We start from the raw sequence: 14,262 nt of genomic DNA, 5'->3' as shown, positions 1-14,262 counted from the left end.
AATGGGTCAACAGGCGGCCGGTGTACGGGCCATCGGGCTGCAACGGGCCGCGCGCGCGGAGTACCCTTCCGTGATCACTGGAGACGGGCGTCCAGACGCAGAAGGCGGTGCACGGGTGAGCTCGGGAGGTCTGGAGCTGCCCCCTGGTGACAGTGGTCACGAGGGTGGCCCGGCGGACGCCACCGGAGGCGGGGCGGCCGGGGTCCCGGCCGGAGCGGTCTCCCTGGCGGGCGGACCGGACGAGGCCCGCGAGGTGCGGGCCGGAGCCGAGCTCGACTGGGGCGCGGAGGCCTGGAGCGAGGTCCGCACCCGGGCCCAGCGCGCGGGCCGGGCGTACATCTGGCTCAACCTCGTCGAGCAGCGCCTGCGGGCGGTGGTCGGCGCCGTGCTGCGGCCGATCTACGAGCCGGTGCACGGCGGGGACGACTGGGTGGTCGCCGCGGCCGGACCCGCCGGGCAGGAGTGGGTGCAGCGGGCCGTCGCCGTGCGCGAGGTCAGCCGGCGCAAGGGCTACCTGCTCGACCCGGCCGACGACAACGTGCTGAGCTTTCTGACGCTGCCGCAGCTGCGGGAGCTGATGGTCCAGCACTGGCCCTGCTTCGAGCCGTACTTCGACGACCGGCGCGAGGTCGAGCTGGCCCTGGACGAGCTGGAGGTCACGCGGAACGTGGTCTCCCGCAACCGGGCGCTGTCGCGCGCGGTCCTGGAGCAGGCGGAACGCGCCTCGGCGCGGCTGCTGGAGGTCCTGGGCGGGGGCGCGGGCAGCCCGTCGGCCGACCGGCTGCCGATCGACGCCGTCGAGGACCTGGTGGGCGACCGGTACGCGGACGTCATCTCGGTGCACCCGGACCGGGTGCGGCTCCAGCGGCAGCTGCCGGCCGAGGACCTGTTCGGCGGCGCCCGCCGGCTGGACGCGATCGGCATAGGCCTCAACCTGCTGGTGCAGAACTTCTCGGGCCGAAGACTCGTCCGGCTCAGCGAGGCCGGCTGCCGGGTGCGGCTGGTGTTCCTGAACCCGGCGAGCAGCGCGGTCAAGCGGCGCGAGCGGGAGCTGGGGCTGCGCAAGGGTGAGCTGAGCCGCTCGGTGGAGATGAACATCCTGCACGTGCGGCGGGTGCGGGCGGGGCTGCGCGACCCCTCGCGCTTCGACATCCACGTCTTCGACGAGACCCCGCGGTTCACCGCCTACCTCGTGGAGGGGGAGTCCTCGGGGATCGCGGTGGTCCAGTCGTACCTGCGGCGGGCCCGGGGCATGGAGGCTCCGGTCCTGGTCCTGCGCGGCGGTGGGCGCGGGGTGCCGAAGGACTCCGAGCACGGGCTGTTCACGACGTACCGGGAGGAGTTCGAGTCGGTGTGGGAGGACTCCCGGCCCGTTTCGTGACGCCCGCGGGGGCGCGGCGCAGGGGGCGGCGAGGGGGCGGTGAGGGGGGCGTCGTCCGGCTTGTCAGTGCCCCGTGTCAGGCTGAAAGCCGTTGACCGAAGGCGTACGGGGGAGGGGCACGGGGTGGAGGACTGGCACGGCACGGGGGACCGGTACGGCGGTCTGCCGATCGGATGCGGCCCGGAGAAGGCCGGCGCGGAGCCGGGGACACGGCTCCGGATGCAGCCGGCGGTCACCGCCGGAGCGGGGGCAGTGCGATGAGCTGGATCAGCGGGCCGCTGGTGGCCTTCGACCTGGAGACCACGGGCACCGACGTGGAAACCGACCGCATCGTCACGGCGGCGGTCGTACGGCTGGACCCGGACGGCGCCGTCGCGGACGAGCGGACCTGGCTGCTCGACCCGGGGATCGCGATACCCGAGCAGGCGTCGGCGATCCACGGGATCTCGACGGAGCACGCCCGGGCGCACGGCGTACCGGCCATCTCCGCCGTCGAGGAGATCGCGCGGGCCGTCGCCGACGGACTGCGCTCCGGGACACCGCTGGTGGTGATGAACGCCCGCTACGACCTCTCGCTGCTGGACCGCGAGTGCCGTCGGCACGGGGTGGCGTCGATCAGCGAGCGGCTGGGCGACGCGCCCTCGCCCGTCATCGACCCGCTGGTGATCGACAAGCACGTCGACAAGTACCGCAAGGGCAAGCGGGCCCTGTACGCACTGTGCGCCCACTACGGCGTGTCGCTCGACGACGCGCACGACGCGAAGGCCGACGCCGTGGCCGCGGCCCGGGTGGTGCGCCGCATGGCCGAGAGGCACCGGCCCGTCGGCGCGATGGCCCTGGCGGACCTGCACGACCTCCAGGTGCGCGCCGCCGCCGAGCAGTCGGTCTCGCTCCAGGCCTACCTGCGGCGCACCGCCGACCCGACGGCGGTGGTCGAACCGGCCTGGCCGCTGATCCCCCGGAGCCGGTGACCGCACCGGCCGCGGGATCCGGCCGGTACGGACCGGTCGCCGGGGTCGCCGGGGCCGTCGCGGCCGCCGGGGCGGGCCGTCCGGACTAGAAGGCGTGCCAGCGCAGTTCCCGGTCGCCGTCCCGGAGCGAGGCCACCCGGCGGCGGAACTCGGCGAGCGCGGCCGGGTTGGCCGGTGCGTGCTGGGAGACCCAGGCGCAGCTGGCCGTCTCGCGGGCCCCGCGCAGGACCGCGCAGCCCTCCCAGTCGCGGACGTCCCACCCGTACGCCGTCACGAACTCCCGGTACGCGTCCGCGGGCAGGCCGTACCGGTCGAGCGACAGGGCCATCACCACCAGGTCGTGCTCGCGCAGGTCGGCGGAGACCGTCTCCAGGTCGACCAGGACCGGCCCGTCCGGGCCCACGTGCACGTTACGGGTCAGGGCGTCGCCGTGGACGGTGCCCGGGGTCAGGTACGGGGTCAGCGCCGCGACCTCGCCGGCGTACGCGTCGCGCCGGGTCCGCAGGTAGGCCGCGTCCGCCGGGTCGACGGCGTCCCCGGCCAGCCGCAGCCAGCGCTCGACCCCGCCCAGCAGGTCCCGCGGCGGCAGGGCGAACGGCGGTGCGGGCAGCGCGTGGACGGCGCGGAGCAGGGCCGCGAGGTCCTGTGGGCCGGGCGGCCGGACCGCCTCCGGGAGCCGGTGCCACAGCGTCAGCGGATGCCCGTCCACCAGCCGCGGCTCCGGCTCGGCCGCGCGGACGGCCGGGACGCCGGACGCGGCGAACCAGCCCGCGACCGCGAGTTCCCGTTCGGCGCGCTCCAGCAGCGCCGCCTCCCGGCCGACCTTCACCACCAGGTCCCCGACGGCGAAGACGGCGTTCTCGCCGAAGGCGAGGAGGGCCGGCGGCTCCGTGAGGCCCGCCGCCGTCAGTACGTCCCTGGCCTGCGCCTCGTCCATGCCGTTCGTCTCGTCCCTTGCCGCAGCGTCGTGGATCCGCCCAGTCTCGCATCCCCGGGGGCGGCGCCGGCGCCCGTACCGGGGCGGGTCAGGCGGGCGCTCCGCTTCCCCGTGACCGGTCGACGAGGCCGGGGAGTTCGAGCAGGGAGCCGATGGAGTGGTCGGCGACCTGCCGGACGGTTTCGTCGTCGGCCCACCAATGGCCCCACGGCCCGCGGCGCAGGTGCGCGGTCATCAGACCGGCCCGGGCCGCGGGGAAGACGTCGTTCTGCGGGTGGTCGCCGACGTACAGCGTCTGCTCGGCGGGGGCCCGGGCGGCGCCGACGACCTGGTGGAAGAAGTCCGGGCCGGGTTTGGAGACGCCCCACTCGGCGGAGGTGACGACCAGGTCCGCGGGCAGGCGCAGGGCTCGCAGCATGTCGCCCGCCTTCGCGGACTGGTTCCCGGCGACGACGACGCGGACGCCCAGGTCGCGCAGGGCGCCGAGTGCGGGCCGGACGTCGTCGTAGAGGTCGCTCTCGTCGAGCCGCTCGCCCCGTCCGGCCGCCTCGCGGGCCGCGTACTCGGCGTCCGGATCGAAGCCCGGCTTCAGGAGCCGCAGGGCGTCGGAGTTGTCCCGGCCGTCCACGACGACGGCGCCGACGAGCGCCGACACCGTGTGCCGCGGAACACCGAGCCAGTCCGCCCAGCTGCCCCAGTAGCGGTCGTCGCGGGTCAGGGTCTCGCCGATGTCGAGCACGACGCTGCGGATCATGCCCGCCACCTTAGGGGGAGTCGTCACCACTCGCTCCTGCCGTGCGGTGTCCGGCGCGCTTGCCCGCCGCGTTGTCGGATCGCCCGTGTACGTCCGGTGCGCGGGCGACCTCCCCTTGCGGGCGTACGCACCGGACACCGAGGCGAGCGGTCCGGCTTTCGGGAGCGGCAGGCGCGGGCTGAACGACCGGGCCGGGTAGGCGGTCAGCGCAGGCCGCCCGGCCGGCCGCGCGCAGGCGAGCACGCCGAGGACCCCGCTCGGCGACGGCTTCGCCCACGGTCTCCGTCGGGAAGCCACATGCTGCTGCGCCGCTCTGCGCATTCCCACGGTGCCGGTCCGTCCCCGTGTCCAGATCCGCCCGTGCGGGACCGTGTACCGGGGAGGAACCGTGCGGGTGGCGGCGTGGTGGCCGTGACACGGGGTCGGGTTTCCGGGGCGCGGGTCGGATTTCTAGCTGCACGAGACGTCTCGTCTCGTTAGGCTCGGATCATGACCCCCGCGAAGCCCGCCCACATCGCCATGTTCTCCATCGCCGCCCACGGACACGTGAACCCGAGCATCGAAGTGGTGCGGGAGCTCGTCGCACGGGGCCACCGCGTCAGCTACGCCATCCCCGCCTCCTTCGCCGAGAAGGTCGCGGAGACCGGCGCCACCCCGGTGATCTGGACCTCCACCCTCCCCACCGACGACGACCCCGACGCCTGGGGCACCGAACTCATCGACAACATCGAGCCCTTCCTCGACGACGCCGTCCAGGCGCTCCCGCAACTCGCCGCCGCCTTCGCCGGCGACGAACCGGACCTCGTCCTCCACGACATCACCTCCTACCCGGCGCCCGTGCTCGCCCATGGCTGGGGCGTCCCCGCCGTCTCCCTCTCCCCGAACCTCGTCGCGTGGGAGGGGTACGAGGAAGAGGTGGCCGAGCCGTTGTTCGCCGAGCTGAAGGCGTCCGCGCGCGGACGGGCGTACTACGCGAGGTTCGCCGCCTGGCTGACCGCGCACGGCCTCGACGGGGACGTCGACCGCTTCCAGGGCCGCCCGCGCCGCAGCATCGTCCTGATCCCCCGGGTGCTCCAGCCGAACGCCGACCGCGTCGACCCCTCCGTGTACACCTTCGTCGGCGCCTGCCAGGGCTCCCGTACGGACGCCCGCGAAGGCTGGACGCGCCCGGAGTCGGCGGAGGGCAGGAAGGTCCTGCTGGTCTCGCTCGGTTCCACCTTCACCAAGCAGCCCGCCTTCTACCGGGCGTGCATCGAGGCCTTCGGGGACCTGCCCGACTGGCACGTCGTCCTCCAGATCGGCGCCTTCACCGACGAGGCCGAACTCGGCCCGGTCCCCGCCAACGTCGAGGTCCACCGCTGGGTGCCGCAGCAGGACATCCTGCGCCAGGCCGACGCCTTCATCACCCACGCGGGCGCCGGCGGCAGCCGCGAGGGCCTCGCGACCGCCACGCCGATGGTCGCCGTACCCCAGGCCGTCGACCAGTTCGGCAACGCCGACGTGCTCGCCTCGCTCGGCGTGGCCCGGCACGTCCCGATGGCCGAGGCGGACGCGGAGACCCTGCGGGAGGCGGTCCGCGGCCTCGTCCGGGACCCCGCGGTCGCGGCCCGCTGCGCGGAGGTCCGCGCGCGGATGGCCGAGGAGGGCGGCACGGCGCAGGCCGCCGACCTCATCGAGGCCGAACTGTCATAGCCGGTGCCTAAGGTGCCCCCATGACGAAGAAGGCCTCGGCAGTGACATACGCCGCGCTGCTGCGCGGGATCAACGTCGGCGGGAGCAGGAAGGTCCCCATGGCGGAGCTCCGCGCGGTGCTGGAGGGACTCGGACACGGCGGCGTGCAGACCTACCTGCAGAGCGGCAACGCCGTGTTCAGCAGTGCACGGCAGGACCCGGCGGCGCTCGCCCGGGAGCTGGAGGCCGCCATCGAGGCGCACTTCGGCTTCCGGGTGCCGTGCCTGGTGCTGGACGGGGCGTACCTGAGGGCCGTCGCCGGGGCCTGCCCCTTCCCGGCCGCCGAGCTGGAGGGCAGGCAGCTGCACGCCACGTTCTGCTCCGAGCAGCCCGGGCCCGAGCGGTTCGCCGGGCTCGACGCGGCGGCGTACCTCCCGGAGGAGTACCGGGTCGGCGACCGGGTCGTGTACCTCTACGCCCCGAACGGGCTGGGCCGCTCCAAGCTGGCCGAGGCCCTCGCCAGGCCCGCCGTCGTCAAGGGGATCGACGCGACCACCCGGAACTGGAACACGGTCGCCAAGCTCGTCGAGCTGACCCGGGAGCCTGGCCCGGCCTGACCCTGCCCCGACCGAATCCGAGCCTGTCCCGACCGAACCCAACCGAACCCGACCGAACGCGGCCCGCCGCGGAGCCGGTTCGGTCACGGCGGTTCGGGCACGGCGGCCCGGAGGGTACCGCCCCGGCGGCTCCCGCGGACACGGGGTGTGCCAGGCTCGGGGCATGCGGTACATCATCATCGGCGCGGGCGCGGTAGGCGCCACCATCGGCGGACGGCTCGCGGAGGCGGGCGGCGAGGTCGTCCTCGTCGCGCGCGGCGCGCACGCGGACGCCCTCCGGGCGGACGGACTGCGGCTCACGACGGCCGACGGGACCCGCGTGCACCGGCTGCCCGTCGTCGGCGAACCCGCCGAGCTGGGCGAACTGCGCCCCGACGACGTGCTGCTGCTGACCGTCAAGACGCAGGACGCGATCGCCGCGCTCGACGCGTGGGGCGACGCCGAGGTCTCCGGCGGCGGCACGGCCGCCCAGCGGCTGCCCGTGTTCTGCGCGCAGAACGGCGTGGAGAGCGAGCGCCTCGCCCTGCGGCGCTTCGCCCGGGTCTACGGGGTGTGCGTCTGGCTGCCCTCCACCTTCCTGGAGCCGGGCGTGGTCTCCGCCCTGTGCGCGCCGCTGACCGGCGTCCTGCACCTGGGGCAGGCGGCCGGCGGAGCCGACGCGACGGCCGCGGCCGTCGCCGCGGACCTCGTGAAGGCCGGGTTCGAGGCGCCCGTGGTCGCGGACGTGATGCGCTGGAAGCACGCGAAGCTGCTGGGCAACCTGGGCAACGCGATCCAGGCGACGACCGGCCCCGAGCCCGACCCGGCCAAGGCGGCCCTGCTCCTGCGGGCCGTCCGCGAGGCCGAGGCGGCCTTCCTCGCGGCGGGCATCCCGTACGCCTCCGAGGCCGAGCAGGCGGACGCCCGCGACGGCAAGGTCGAGCAGCCCGCCGGGGTCCGCGGCGGCTCGTCGTGGCAGAGCCTGGCGCGCGGGACCGGCTCGGTGGAGGCCGACTACCTCAACGGGGAGGTCTCCCTGCTGGGACGGCTGCACGGGGTGCCGACACCGGTCAACGACGTGCTGCGGCACGCGGCCAACATCTTCGCCCGCGAGGGGCTGCCGCCGGGCGCGATGTCGATCGCGGACCTGACGGCTCTGGCGGACGAGGCGGCGTCCCGGCGCGACCCCACGGAGACGGCCTGACCGGTACGGCGCTACGGCCTACGCCACCAGCGTCCGCAGGCTGACCGGCAGGCGGGCGGCCGCGTCGTAGCGGTGCAGCAGCAGGCGGGCCAGCTCCGGGGCCGCGCCGAGCACGTCCGCGACGCGGTCCGCGCCCGCGGCCCGCGCACCGGTCACGATGCGGTCCGGGAGCCGGCCGGGGGCGATGACGTACGGGGCCACCACCACGCGGTGGTGGCCCTCGGCGCGCAGCTCCCGTACGGCGTCCTCCGTACGGGGCAGGGCGGCGGAGGCGAACGCAGGCCGCACGGCGCACCAACCGGTGTGCCGCCACTCCCGCGCGGTTTCAGCGATCACTGCGATCGCCTCCGGGTCGGAGGAACCGGCGGACGCGAGCACCACCGCGGTGGTGGCGCGGTCCGCCGGGGTGACGCCGGCTTCGGCGAGCCGGCGTTCGAGGGCCGAGAGGAGCAGCGGGGACGGGCCGAGGACCTCGGCCACCCGCACCGTGAGCCCCGGCAGCCGGGCCGTCGACTCCGACAGCACGGCCGGGACGTCGGCCTTGGCGTGGAAGGCCCGGGTCAGGAGGAGCGGCAGGGCCACCACCTCCCGGACACCGGAGGCGTGGAGCGCGGACAGCACCTGGTCGACGCGCGGGGCGTTGAAGTCCAGGAAGGCCGTCTCCACCCGCAGCCCGGGCCGCAGCTCCCGCGCACGCCGGGTGAGGGCGTGCACGGTCGCCGCGTGCCGCGGGTCGCGGCTGCCGTGGGCGATGACCAGCAGGACGGGTCGTGCGCGGCGCATGGCGGTGCTCAGCTCTTGACCAGCAGGCCGCGGGTGCGCAGCACCCACCGCTCGACCGGGCTGAAGATCAGCAGGTCGATGGCGATGCCGACCACCAGGATCAGCAGGATCGCGAGGAACACGCCCGGCAGGTCGATGTTGTTGCGGCCGTTCTCCAGCAGCTGGCCGAGACCGAGGCCCAGGTCCGGGGAGCTGGCGATGATCTCGGCGGCCATCAGCGAGCGCCAGGAGAAGGCCCAGCCCTGCTTCAGGCCTGCCAGGTAGCCGGGCAGCGCGGCCGGCATGACGATGTGCCGTGCGCCGCGCAGGCCGGTGGCGCCCAGGGTACGGCCGGCCCGCAGGAACAGCGGCGGGACCTGGTCGATGCCGGACACGAGGCCGTTGGCGATCGACGGGACCGCGCCCAGCAGGATCACGGTGTACATCATGGCGTCGTTGAGGCCGAACCAGAGCACGGCCGGCGGCACCCAGGCCACCGAGGGCAGGGACTGCAGGCCCTGCAGGATCGGTCCGATCGCGGCGCGGACGAACTTCACCCGGGCGACGATCAGGCCGAGCGGCGTCCCGATGGCCAGGGCCAGCAGGAAGCCGAGCAGACCCCGCGAGACGCTGGTCCAGATGACCTCCAGCAGCGTGCCCTTGACCCACATGTCGGCCAGGCTGTCCCACACGGCGGAGAGGGCGGGGAGCTTGGTCTCGTCGGTGACCTTCGCCGCGACGAGGATCTGCCAGACCAGGAGGACGAGTCCGACGGCCAGCAGCGGCGGCAGGACCTTCTTGACGAGGACCTCGCGGACCGGGGTCCGGTGGGTCTCGACCGCGTCCAGCGCGTCGAGGCCCGCCTCCAGGCCCGCCAGGTCGTCCGCCTTGTCCTTGGCCGCGACCTTCGGGGTGGTGTCAGTGCTGGCCATGGCGGCGGATCTCCCCACGCAGGTGTTCAGTGATCTCAAGGGACAGCTCCGCGACGTCCGCGTCCTCGATGCGGCGCGGCTGCGGGATGCCCACGGTCCATTCCTTCGCGATCCGGCCGGGACGCGAGGAGAGCAGGACCACGCGCTGCGCGAGCCGCACGGCCTCGCGCACGTTGTGCGTGACGAAGAGGACCGACAGGTTCCCGGCGGAGCCGCTCGTGTTCGCAGCGTCCCAGATGCGGGTGAGCTCGCCGTGCAGCACGTCGCGGGTGATGGCGTCCAGAGCCGCGAACGGCTCGTCCATCAGCAGCAGTTGGCTGTCCTGGGCCAAGGCCCGGGCGAGGGCGACGCGCTGGCGCATGCCGCCCGACAGCTCGTGCACGCGCTTGCCGTACGCGCCGCCGAGGCGGACCAGCTCCAGCAGCCGCTCCGCCTCCGGACGGCGCTCGGCCTTGGCCACCCCGCGCAGGCGCAGGGCGAGTTCGATGTTCTTGCCCGCGGTCAGCCACGGGAAGAGGGCGTGCTCCTGGAACATGAGGGACGGACGGCCGCCGGGGGTCGCGATGGACCCCGCGGACGGCTTGTCCAGACCGGCGACCAGGTTCAGCAGGGTGGACTTGCCACACCCCGAGGCCCCCAGGATGGTGACGAACTCCCCGGGAGCGACATCGAGGCTGATGTCGTCCAGGACGAGCTGTGATCCGGCCGGGCCGGAGAAGGACTTCGAGACGTGCTCGATGCGCGCGGCGTGCGCGTGCTGCTCCGCTACGGTGCCCTCGGCAGCCTTGGCAAGCGTCGTGGCCATGGTCGTCACCTCCTGGGTTTGCTGGACTACGGGGTTACTTGGCGCCGAGACCGGCGTCGGAGACCTCGGGCTTGCCCGCGGACTTGAGCACCTTGTTCAGGAGCGTCAGGTCGTAGATGCCGGCCAGGTCGGGCTGCTCGATGAGCTTGGCCTTGACCGCCCACTCGGACTGTGTCTTCAGCGTCGACGCCAGCGGGTCGTCGGTGATCGCGATGCTCGGCCACGCCGGATCGATGATCTTGGCGTCCAGCGGCTTGCCGCCCTCCGCCGCCAGCTTGGCGTTGGCGGACGCCTTCGCCTTGTCCGGGTTGGCGTTGATCCACTCGTTGGTCTTCACCGTGCCCCTGAGCACGGCCTCGACCACGTCCGGGTGCTCCTTGAGGAACTTCTGCGACACGATGATGTTCGTGATGACGAACTTCTTGTCGGGCCACAGGTCGGTCTCGTCGAGGAGGACGGCCGCGCCGTCGGAGACGAGCTTGGAGGCCGTGGGCTCCGGCACCCAGGCGCCGTCGATCGAGCCCTGCTTGAAGGCGTCCGGGGTGACCTTGTTGTCCGTACGGACCACGGAGACGTCGCCCTTGCCGGACTCCGGGTCGACCGTCCAGCCCTTCTCGGAGATCCAGTTGAGGAACGCGACGTCCTGCGTGTTCCCCTTCTGCGGGGTGGCGATCTTCTTGCCCTTGAGGTCGTCCAGGGTCTTGATCTTCGCCGGGTTCACGACGAGCTTGACGCCGCCCGAGGCGGAGCCGGAGATGATCCGCAGGTTGGAGCCCTTGGACTTGACGTAGCCGTTGATCGACGGAGAGGGGCCGATGAAGCCGATGTCGAGAGAGCCGCCGTTGAGGGCCTCGATCTCGGACGGGCCGGCGTTGAAGGCCTGCGGCTTGATCGTGGTGCCGCTCAGTTCCTTCTGGATCAGGCCCTCCTGGAGGCCGACCAGGGCGGTGGCGTGCGTCAGGTTCGGGAAGTATCCGAGGCGGACCTCGGAGGCGGAGAGCTTCTTGGCGTCGGCCACGTTGGCGGCCTTGTCCTTCGGCTCGTCCTTCGCGGCCTCGGAGCCGTAGCCGCAGGAGGCGAGCGCACCGACCAGGAGCGGCAGGGCGGCAGCGGCGACGATGCCGCGGCGCAGGCCGGCCTTACGGGAAAGCGCAGTACGAGTGGTGGTACCGGTGGCAGGCACGGGAGGGTTTCCTCTCGGAGCGCCGTGCGATCACGACGCAGGTCTTCGTCTGTCGAGCGGGGACGGGTACGGCACGTGGGGGGTGTGGGCGCGCATGCGGTGCGCGTACGTCATCGCGCACATCGCGCCACCCCTCCCTGGCCGCTGCCGAGGGAGCCGCTGCCCACACGGCCGCCCTCCTTGGCGAAGGTCGAGTAGATGTCGGACAGCATGGGTTAGAAGTCCCACCCTTCCTCGTCCGCCTGGACGGTCGTCTCGGCCTGGGAGGCGAACGACTCGCCCGCCATGCCGGCCGCCAGGGTCGTACCGTCGGCCGGGTCGATCAGCAGGAAGGACCCGGTGCGGCGCGAGTCGGCGTACGCGTCGAGCGCGAGCGGCTCGGCGGTGCGGACGACGACGCGGCCGATGTCGTTGGCCACCAGCTGCCCGGGATCCGGGTGCTGGGACAGGTCGTCCAGGGTCAGCCGCGAGGGGATCTCCTTGACGATCGCCTTGACCGTGCGCGTCGTGTGCTTGATCAGCACCCGCGCGCCGACGGCCAGCGGCTGGTCCGCCACGTGGCAGACCGTCGCCTCGACGTCCTGCGTGGTGGCCGGGGCGCTCGCGGACGGCGCGATCAGGTCGCCGCGCGAGATGTCGATGTCGTCCTTCAGCCGCAACGTCACCGACTGCGGCGCCCACGCGATGTCGACGCTCTCGCCGAGCGCGTCGATGCCCTCGATGGTGCTGGTGCGGCCCGACGGCAGGACCGTCACGGCCTCGCCGACGCGCAGCACGCCGGAGGCGATCTGGCCCGCGTAGCCGCGGTAGTCCGGGTGCTCCGCGGACTGCGGGCGGATCACGTACTGGACCGGGAAGCGCGCGGGGCACGCGGTCAGGTCGTGGCTGACCGGGACGGTCTCCAGGTGCTCCAGCACCGTGGGGCCGCCGTACCAGTCCATGTTCGCGGACGGCTCGACCACGTTGTCCCCGGCCAGGGCCGAGATCGGGATGGCGGTGATCTCCGGGACGCCCAGGTCGGAGGCGTACGCGGTGAACTCCTCGGCGATCGCGGCGAAGACCGACTCGGCGTAGTCCACCAGGTCCATCTTGTTGACGGCCAGGACCACGTGCGGGACGCGCAGCAGGGCCGCGACGGCCGCGTGCCGGCGGGTCTGCTCGATCACGCCGTTGCGGGCGTCGACCAGGACCACGGCCAGGTCGGCGGTGGAGGCGCCGGTGACCATGTTCCGGGTGTACTGCACGTGCCCGGGGGTGTCCGCGAGGATGAACCGGCGCCGCGCGGTGGCGAAGTAGCGGTACGCGACGTCGATGGTGATGCCCTGCTCCCGCTCGGCCCGCAGGCCGTCGGTGAGCAGCGCGAGGTCGGGAGCCTCCTGGCCGCGCTGGGCGGAGACCGCCTCGACGGCCTCCATCTGGTCGGTCAGGACCGACTTCGAGTCGTGCAGCAGCCGGCCCACCAGGGTGGACTTGCCGTCGTCGACGGAACCGGCGGTCGCGAAGCGCAGCAGGGTGGTCGCTGCGAGGTCGGCCAGGTTGGCGACCTGATCGGTGGTGCTGGTCATGTCTAGAAGTACCCTTCGCGCTTGCGGTCTTCCATCGCGGCCTCGGACATCTTGTCGTCGGCGCGGGTCGCTCCGCGCTCGGTGAGGCGGGAGACGGCGATCTCGGCGATCACGGCGTCCAGCGTGGCGGCGTCGGAGTCGACGGCGCCGGTGCAGGACATGTCGCCGACGGTGCGGTAGCGGATGAGACGCCTCTCGGGCGTCTCGCTCTCCTTGGGGCCGCCCCACTCGCCCGCCGTCAGCCACATGCCGCTCCGCTGGAACACCTCGCGCTCGTGGGCGAAGTAGATCTCCGGCAGCTCGATGCCCTCGCGGGCGATGTACTGCCAGACGTCCAGCTCGGTCCAGTTGGAGAGCGGGAAGACGCGCACGTGCTCGCCCGGGGCGTGGCGGCCGTTGTACAGCTGCCACAGCTCGGGGCGCTGGCGGCGCGGGTCCCACTGGGAGAACTCGTCGCGCAGGGAGAAGACGCGCTCCTTGGCGCGGGCCTTCTCCTCGTCGCGGCGGCCGCCGCCGAAGACCGCGTCGAACCGGTGGCTCTGGATCGCCTCCGTCAGCGGCAGGGTCTGGAGCGGGTTGCGGGTGCCGTCGGGGCGCTCGCGCAGCTTGCCCGCGTCGATGTAGTCCTGGACGGACGCCACGTGCAGGCGCAGACCGTGCTGGGCGACCGTGCGGTCGCGGTACTCCAGCACCTCGGGGAAGTTGTGGCCCGTGTCGACGTGCAGAAGCGTGAAGGGGACCGGCGCCGGCGCGAACGCCTTCAGCGCCAGGTGGAGCATGACGATGGAGTCCTTGCCGCCGGAGAAGAGGACCACCGGCTTCTCGAACTCGCCCGCCACCTCGCGGAAGATGTGCACGGCCTCCGACTCGAGCGCGTCCAGGTGCGACAGCGCGTACGGGGCGTCGGAGCCGGAATCGGTGTGCAGGTGTGCGGCCGTGGTCATGCCAGACCCCTCTCGGTGAGCAGCGCGTGCAGGGCCGAGGCCGACTCCCGCACGGACTGCGTGTGCGACTCGATGCGGAGGTCCGGGGACTCCGGGGCCTCGTACGGGTCGTCGACCCCGGTCAGACCGGAGATCTCGCCCGCCGCCTGCTTGGCGTACAGGCCCTTCACGTCACGCTCCGAGCAGACCTCGACCGGCGTGGCCACGTGGACCTCCAGATACGGGGTGCCCTCGGCGGCGTGCCGCTTGCGGACCGCCTCGCGGCTGTCCGCGAACGGCGCGATCACGGGCACGAGCGCCGTGACGCCGTTGCTCGCGAGGAGTTCGGCGACGAAGCCGATCCGCTGCACGTTCGTGTGCCGGTCCTCCCGGCTGAAGCCGAGTCCGGCGGAGAGGAACTCGCGGATCTCGTCCCCGTCGAGCACCTCCACGCGGCGGCCGCCGGCGCGCAGCCGCTCGGCCAGCGCGTAGGCGATCGTGGTCTTGCCGGCGCTCGGCAGCCCGGTCAGCCACACGGTGGCGCCCTGGTCGCTCACGCTCATCTGGTTCTTCTCCGT

At 73.3% G+C, this 14,262-nt stretch carries 13 protein-coding genes and 1 pseudogene; 5 read left to right on the top strand and 9 right to left on the bottom strand.

Annotated elements, in window-relative coordinates:
• Positions 1 to 115: 115 nt before the first annotated feature.
• Positions 116 to 1,381 (top strand): SAV2148 family HEPN domain-containing protein, encoded by a 1,266-nt coding sequence (locus ACFWW8_RS14915; RefSeq protein WP_386528362.1) that lies wholly within the window; start codon positions 116 to 118, stop codon positions 1,379 to 1,381.
• A gap of 257 nt (positions 1,382 to 1,638) precedes the next feature.
• On the top strand, positions 1,639 to 2,352 hold the full coding sequence (locus tag ACFWW8_RS14910; protein ID WP_386528359.1) for a 3'-5' exonuclease: 714 nt from the start codon (positions 1,639 to 1,641) through the stop codon (positions 2,350 to 2,352).
• Between the two features lie 85 nt (positions 2,353 to 2,437).
• Here the strand turns inward: ACFWW8_RS14910 and ACFWW8_RS14905 are convergent, their stop codons facing one another.
• Positions 2,438 to 3,289: a phosphotransferase gene (locus ACFWW8_RS14905; RefSeq protein ID WP_386528356.1), complete on the bottom strand. Its 852-nt coding sequence runs from the start codon at positions 3,287 to 3,289 to the stop codon at positions 2,438 to 2,440.
• Between the two features lie 88 nt (positions 3,290 to 3,377).
• Entirely contained in the window at positions 3,378 to 4,043 is a 666-nt protein-coding gene (locus ACFWW8_RS14900; protein WP_386528568.1) for an HAD family hydrolase, read from the bottom strand.
• A gap of 454 nt (positions 4,044 to 4,497) precedes the next feature.
• Here ACFWW8_RS14900 and mgt point away from each other — a divergent pair.
• The 3 genes and pseudogenes from mgt (at position 4,498) to ACFWW8_RS14885 (ending at position 7,514) form a co-directional block, all read left to right on the top strand.
• Positions 4,498 to 5,735: pseudogene (mgt, locus tag ACFWW8_RS14895) on the top strand (macrolide-inactivating glycosyltransferase).
• 20 nt (positions 5,736 to 5,755) lie between these two features.
• Positions 5,756 to 6,331: a DUF1697 domain-containing protein gene (locus ACFWW8_RS14890; RefSeq protein WP_386528353.1), complete on the top strand. Its 576-nt coding sequence runs from the start codon at positions 5,756 to 5,758 to the stop codon at positions 6,329 to 6,331.
• 163 nt (positions 6,332 to 6,494) lie between these two features.
• Positions 6,495 to 7,514 (top strand): ketopantoate reductase family protein, encoded by a 1,020-nt coding sequence (locus ACFWW8_RS14885; RefSeq protein WP_386528351.1) that lies wholly within the window; start codon positions 6,495 to 6,497, stop codon positions 7,512 to 7,514.
• Positions 7,515 to 7,532: 18 nt separating this feature from the next.
• Here the strand turns inward: ACFWW8_RS14885 and ACFWW8_RS14880 are convergent, their stop codons facing one another.
• The 7 genes from ACFWW8_RS14880 to cysC all read right to left on the bottom strand — a co-directional run bounded on the left by ACFWW8_RS14880 (position 7,533) and on the right by cysC (position 14,247).
• Positions 7,533 to 8,297: a sirohydrochlorin chelatase gene (locus ACFWW8_RS14880; protein WP_386528348.1), complete on the bottom strand. Its 765-nt coding sequence runs from the start codon at positions 8,295 to 8,297 to the stop codon at positions 7,533 to 7,535.
• Positions 8,298 to 8,305: 8 nt separating this feature from the next.
• The gene (locus tag ACFWW8_RS14875; RefSeq protein ID WP_386528345.1) at positions 8,306 to 9,208 is read right to left on the bottom strand and encodes an ABC transporter permease; all 903 of its coding nucleotides are present in this window, start codon (positions 9,206 to 9,208) and stop codon (positions 8,306 to 8,308) included.
• A complete protein-coding gene (locus tag ACFWW8_RS14870; RefSeq protein WP_386528344.1) occupies positions 9,195 to 10,013 on the bottom strand; it encodes an ABC transporter ATP-binding protein in 819 nt (272 codons plus the stop codon). The genes ACFWW8_RS14875 and ACFWW8_RS14870 overlap by 14 nt, the downstream gene beginning before the upstream one ends.
• A gap of 34 nt (positions 10,014 to 10,047) precedes the next feature.
• Positions 10,048 to 11,196, bottom strand: coding sequence for an ABC transporter substrate-binding protein (locus ACFWW8_RS14865; protein WP_386528342.1), 1,149 nt, complete (start codon positions 11,194 to 11,196; stop codon positions 10,048 to 10,050).
• A 215-nt stretch (positions 11,197 to 11,411) separates the two neighbouring features.
• Positions 11,412 to 12,761, bottom strand: a complete 1,350-nt coding sequence (locus ACFWW8_RS14860; RefSeq protein WP_386528340.1) for a sulfate adenylyltransferase subunit 1 — start codon at positions 12,759 to 12,761, stop codon at positions 11,412 to 11,414.
• A 2-nt stretch (positions 12,762 to 12,763) separates the two neighbouring features.
• Positions 12,764 to 13,705, bottom strand: coding sequence for a sulfate adenylyltransferase subunit CysD (cysD, locus tag ACFWW8_RS14855; protein WP_386528338.1), 942 nt, complete (start codon positions 13,703 to 13,705; stop codon positions 12,764 to 12,766).
• Complete coding sequence (gene cysC / locus ACFWW8_RS14850) at positions 13,702 to 14,247, bottom strand: adenylyl-sulfate kinase (protein ID WP_386528335.1); 546 nt, start codon at positions 14,245 to 14,247, stop codon at positions 13,702 to 13,704. Before cysC ends, cysD begins: the two co-directional genes overlap by 4 nt.
• Between the last annotated feature and the right edge of the window lie 15 nt (positions 14,248 to 14,262).

This window comes from Streptomyces sp. NPDC058701 (assembly GCF_042715295.1).
Lineage (GTDB): Bacteria > Actinomycetota > Actinomycetes > Streptomycetales > Streptomycetaceae > Streptomyces.
Note: the sequence above shows the minus strand (reverse complement) of the source record. Positions and strands in the feature narration are given on the sequence as shown.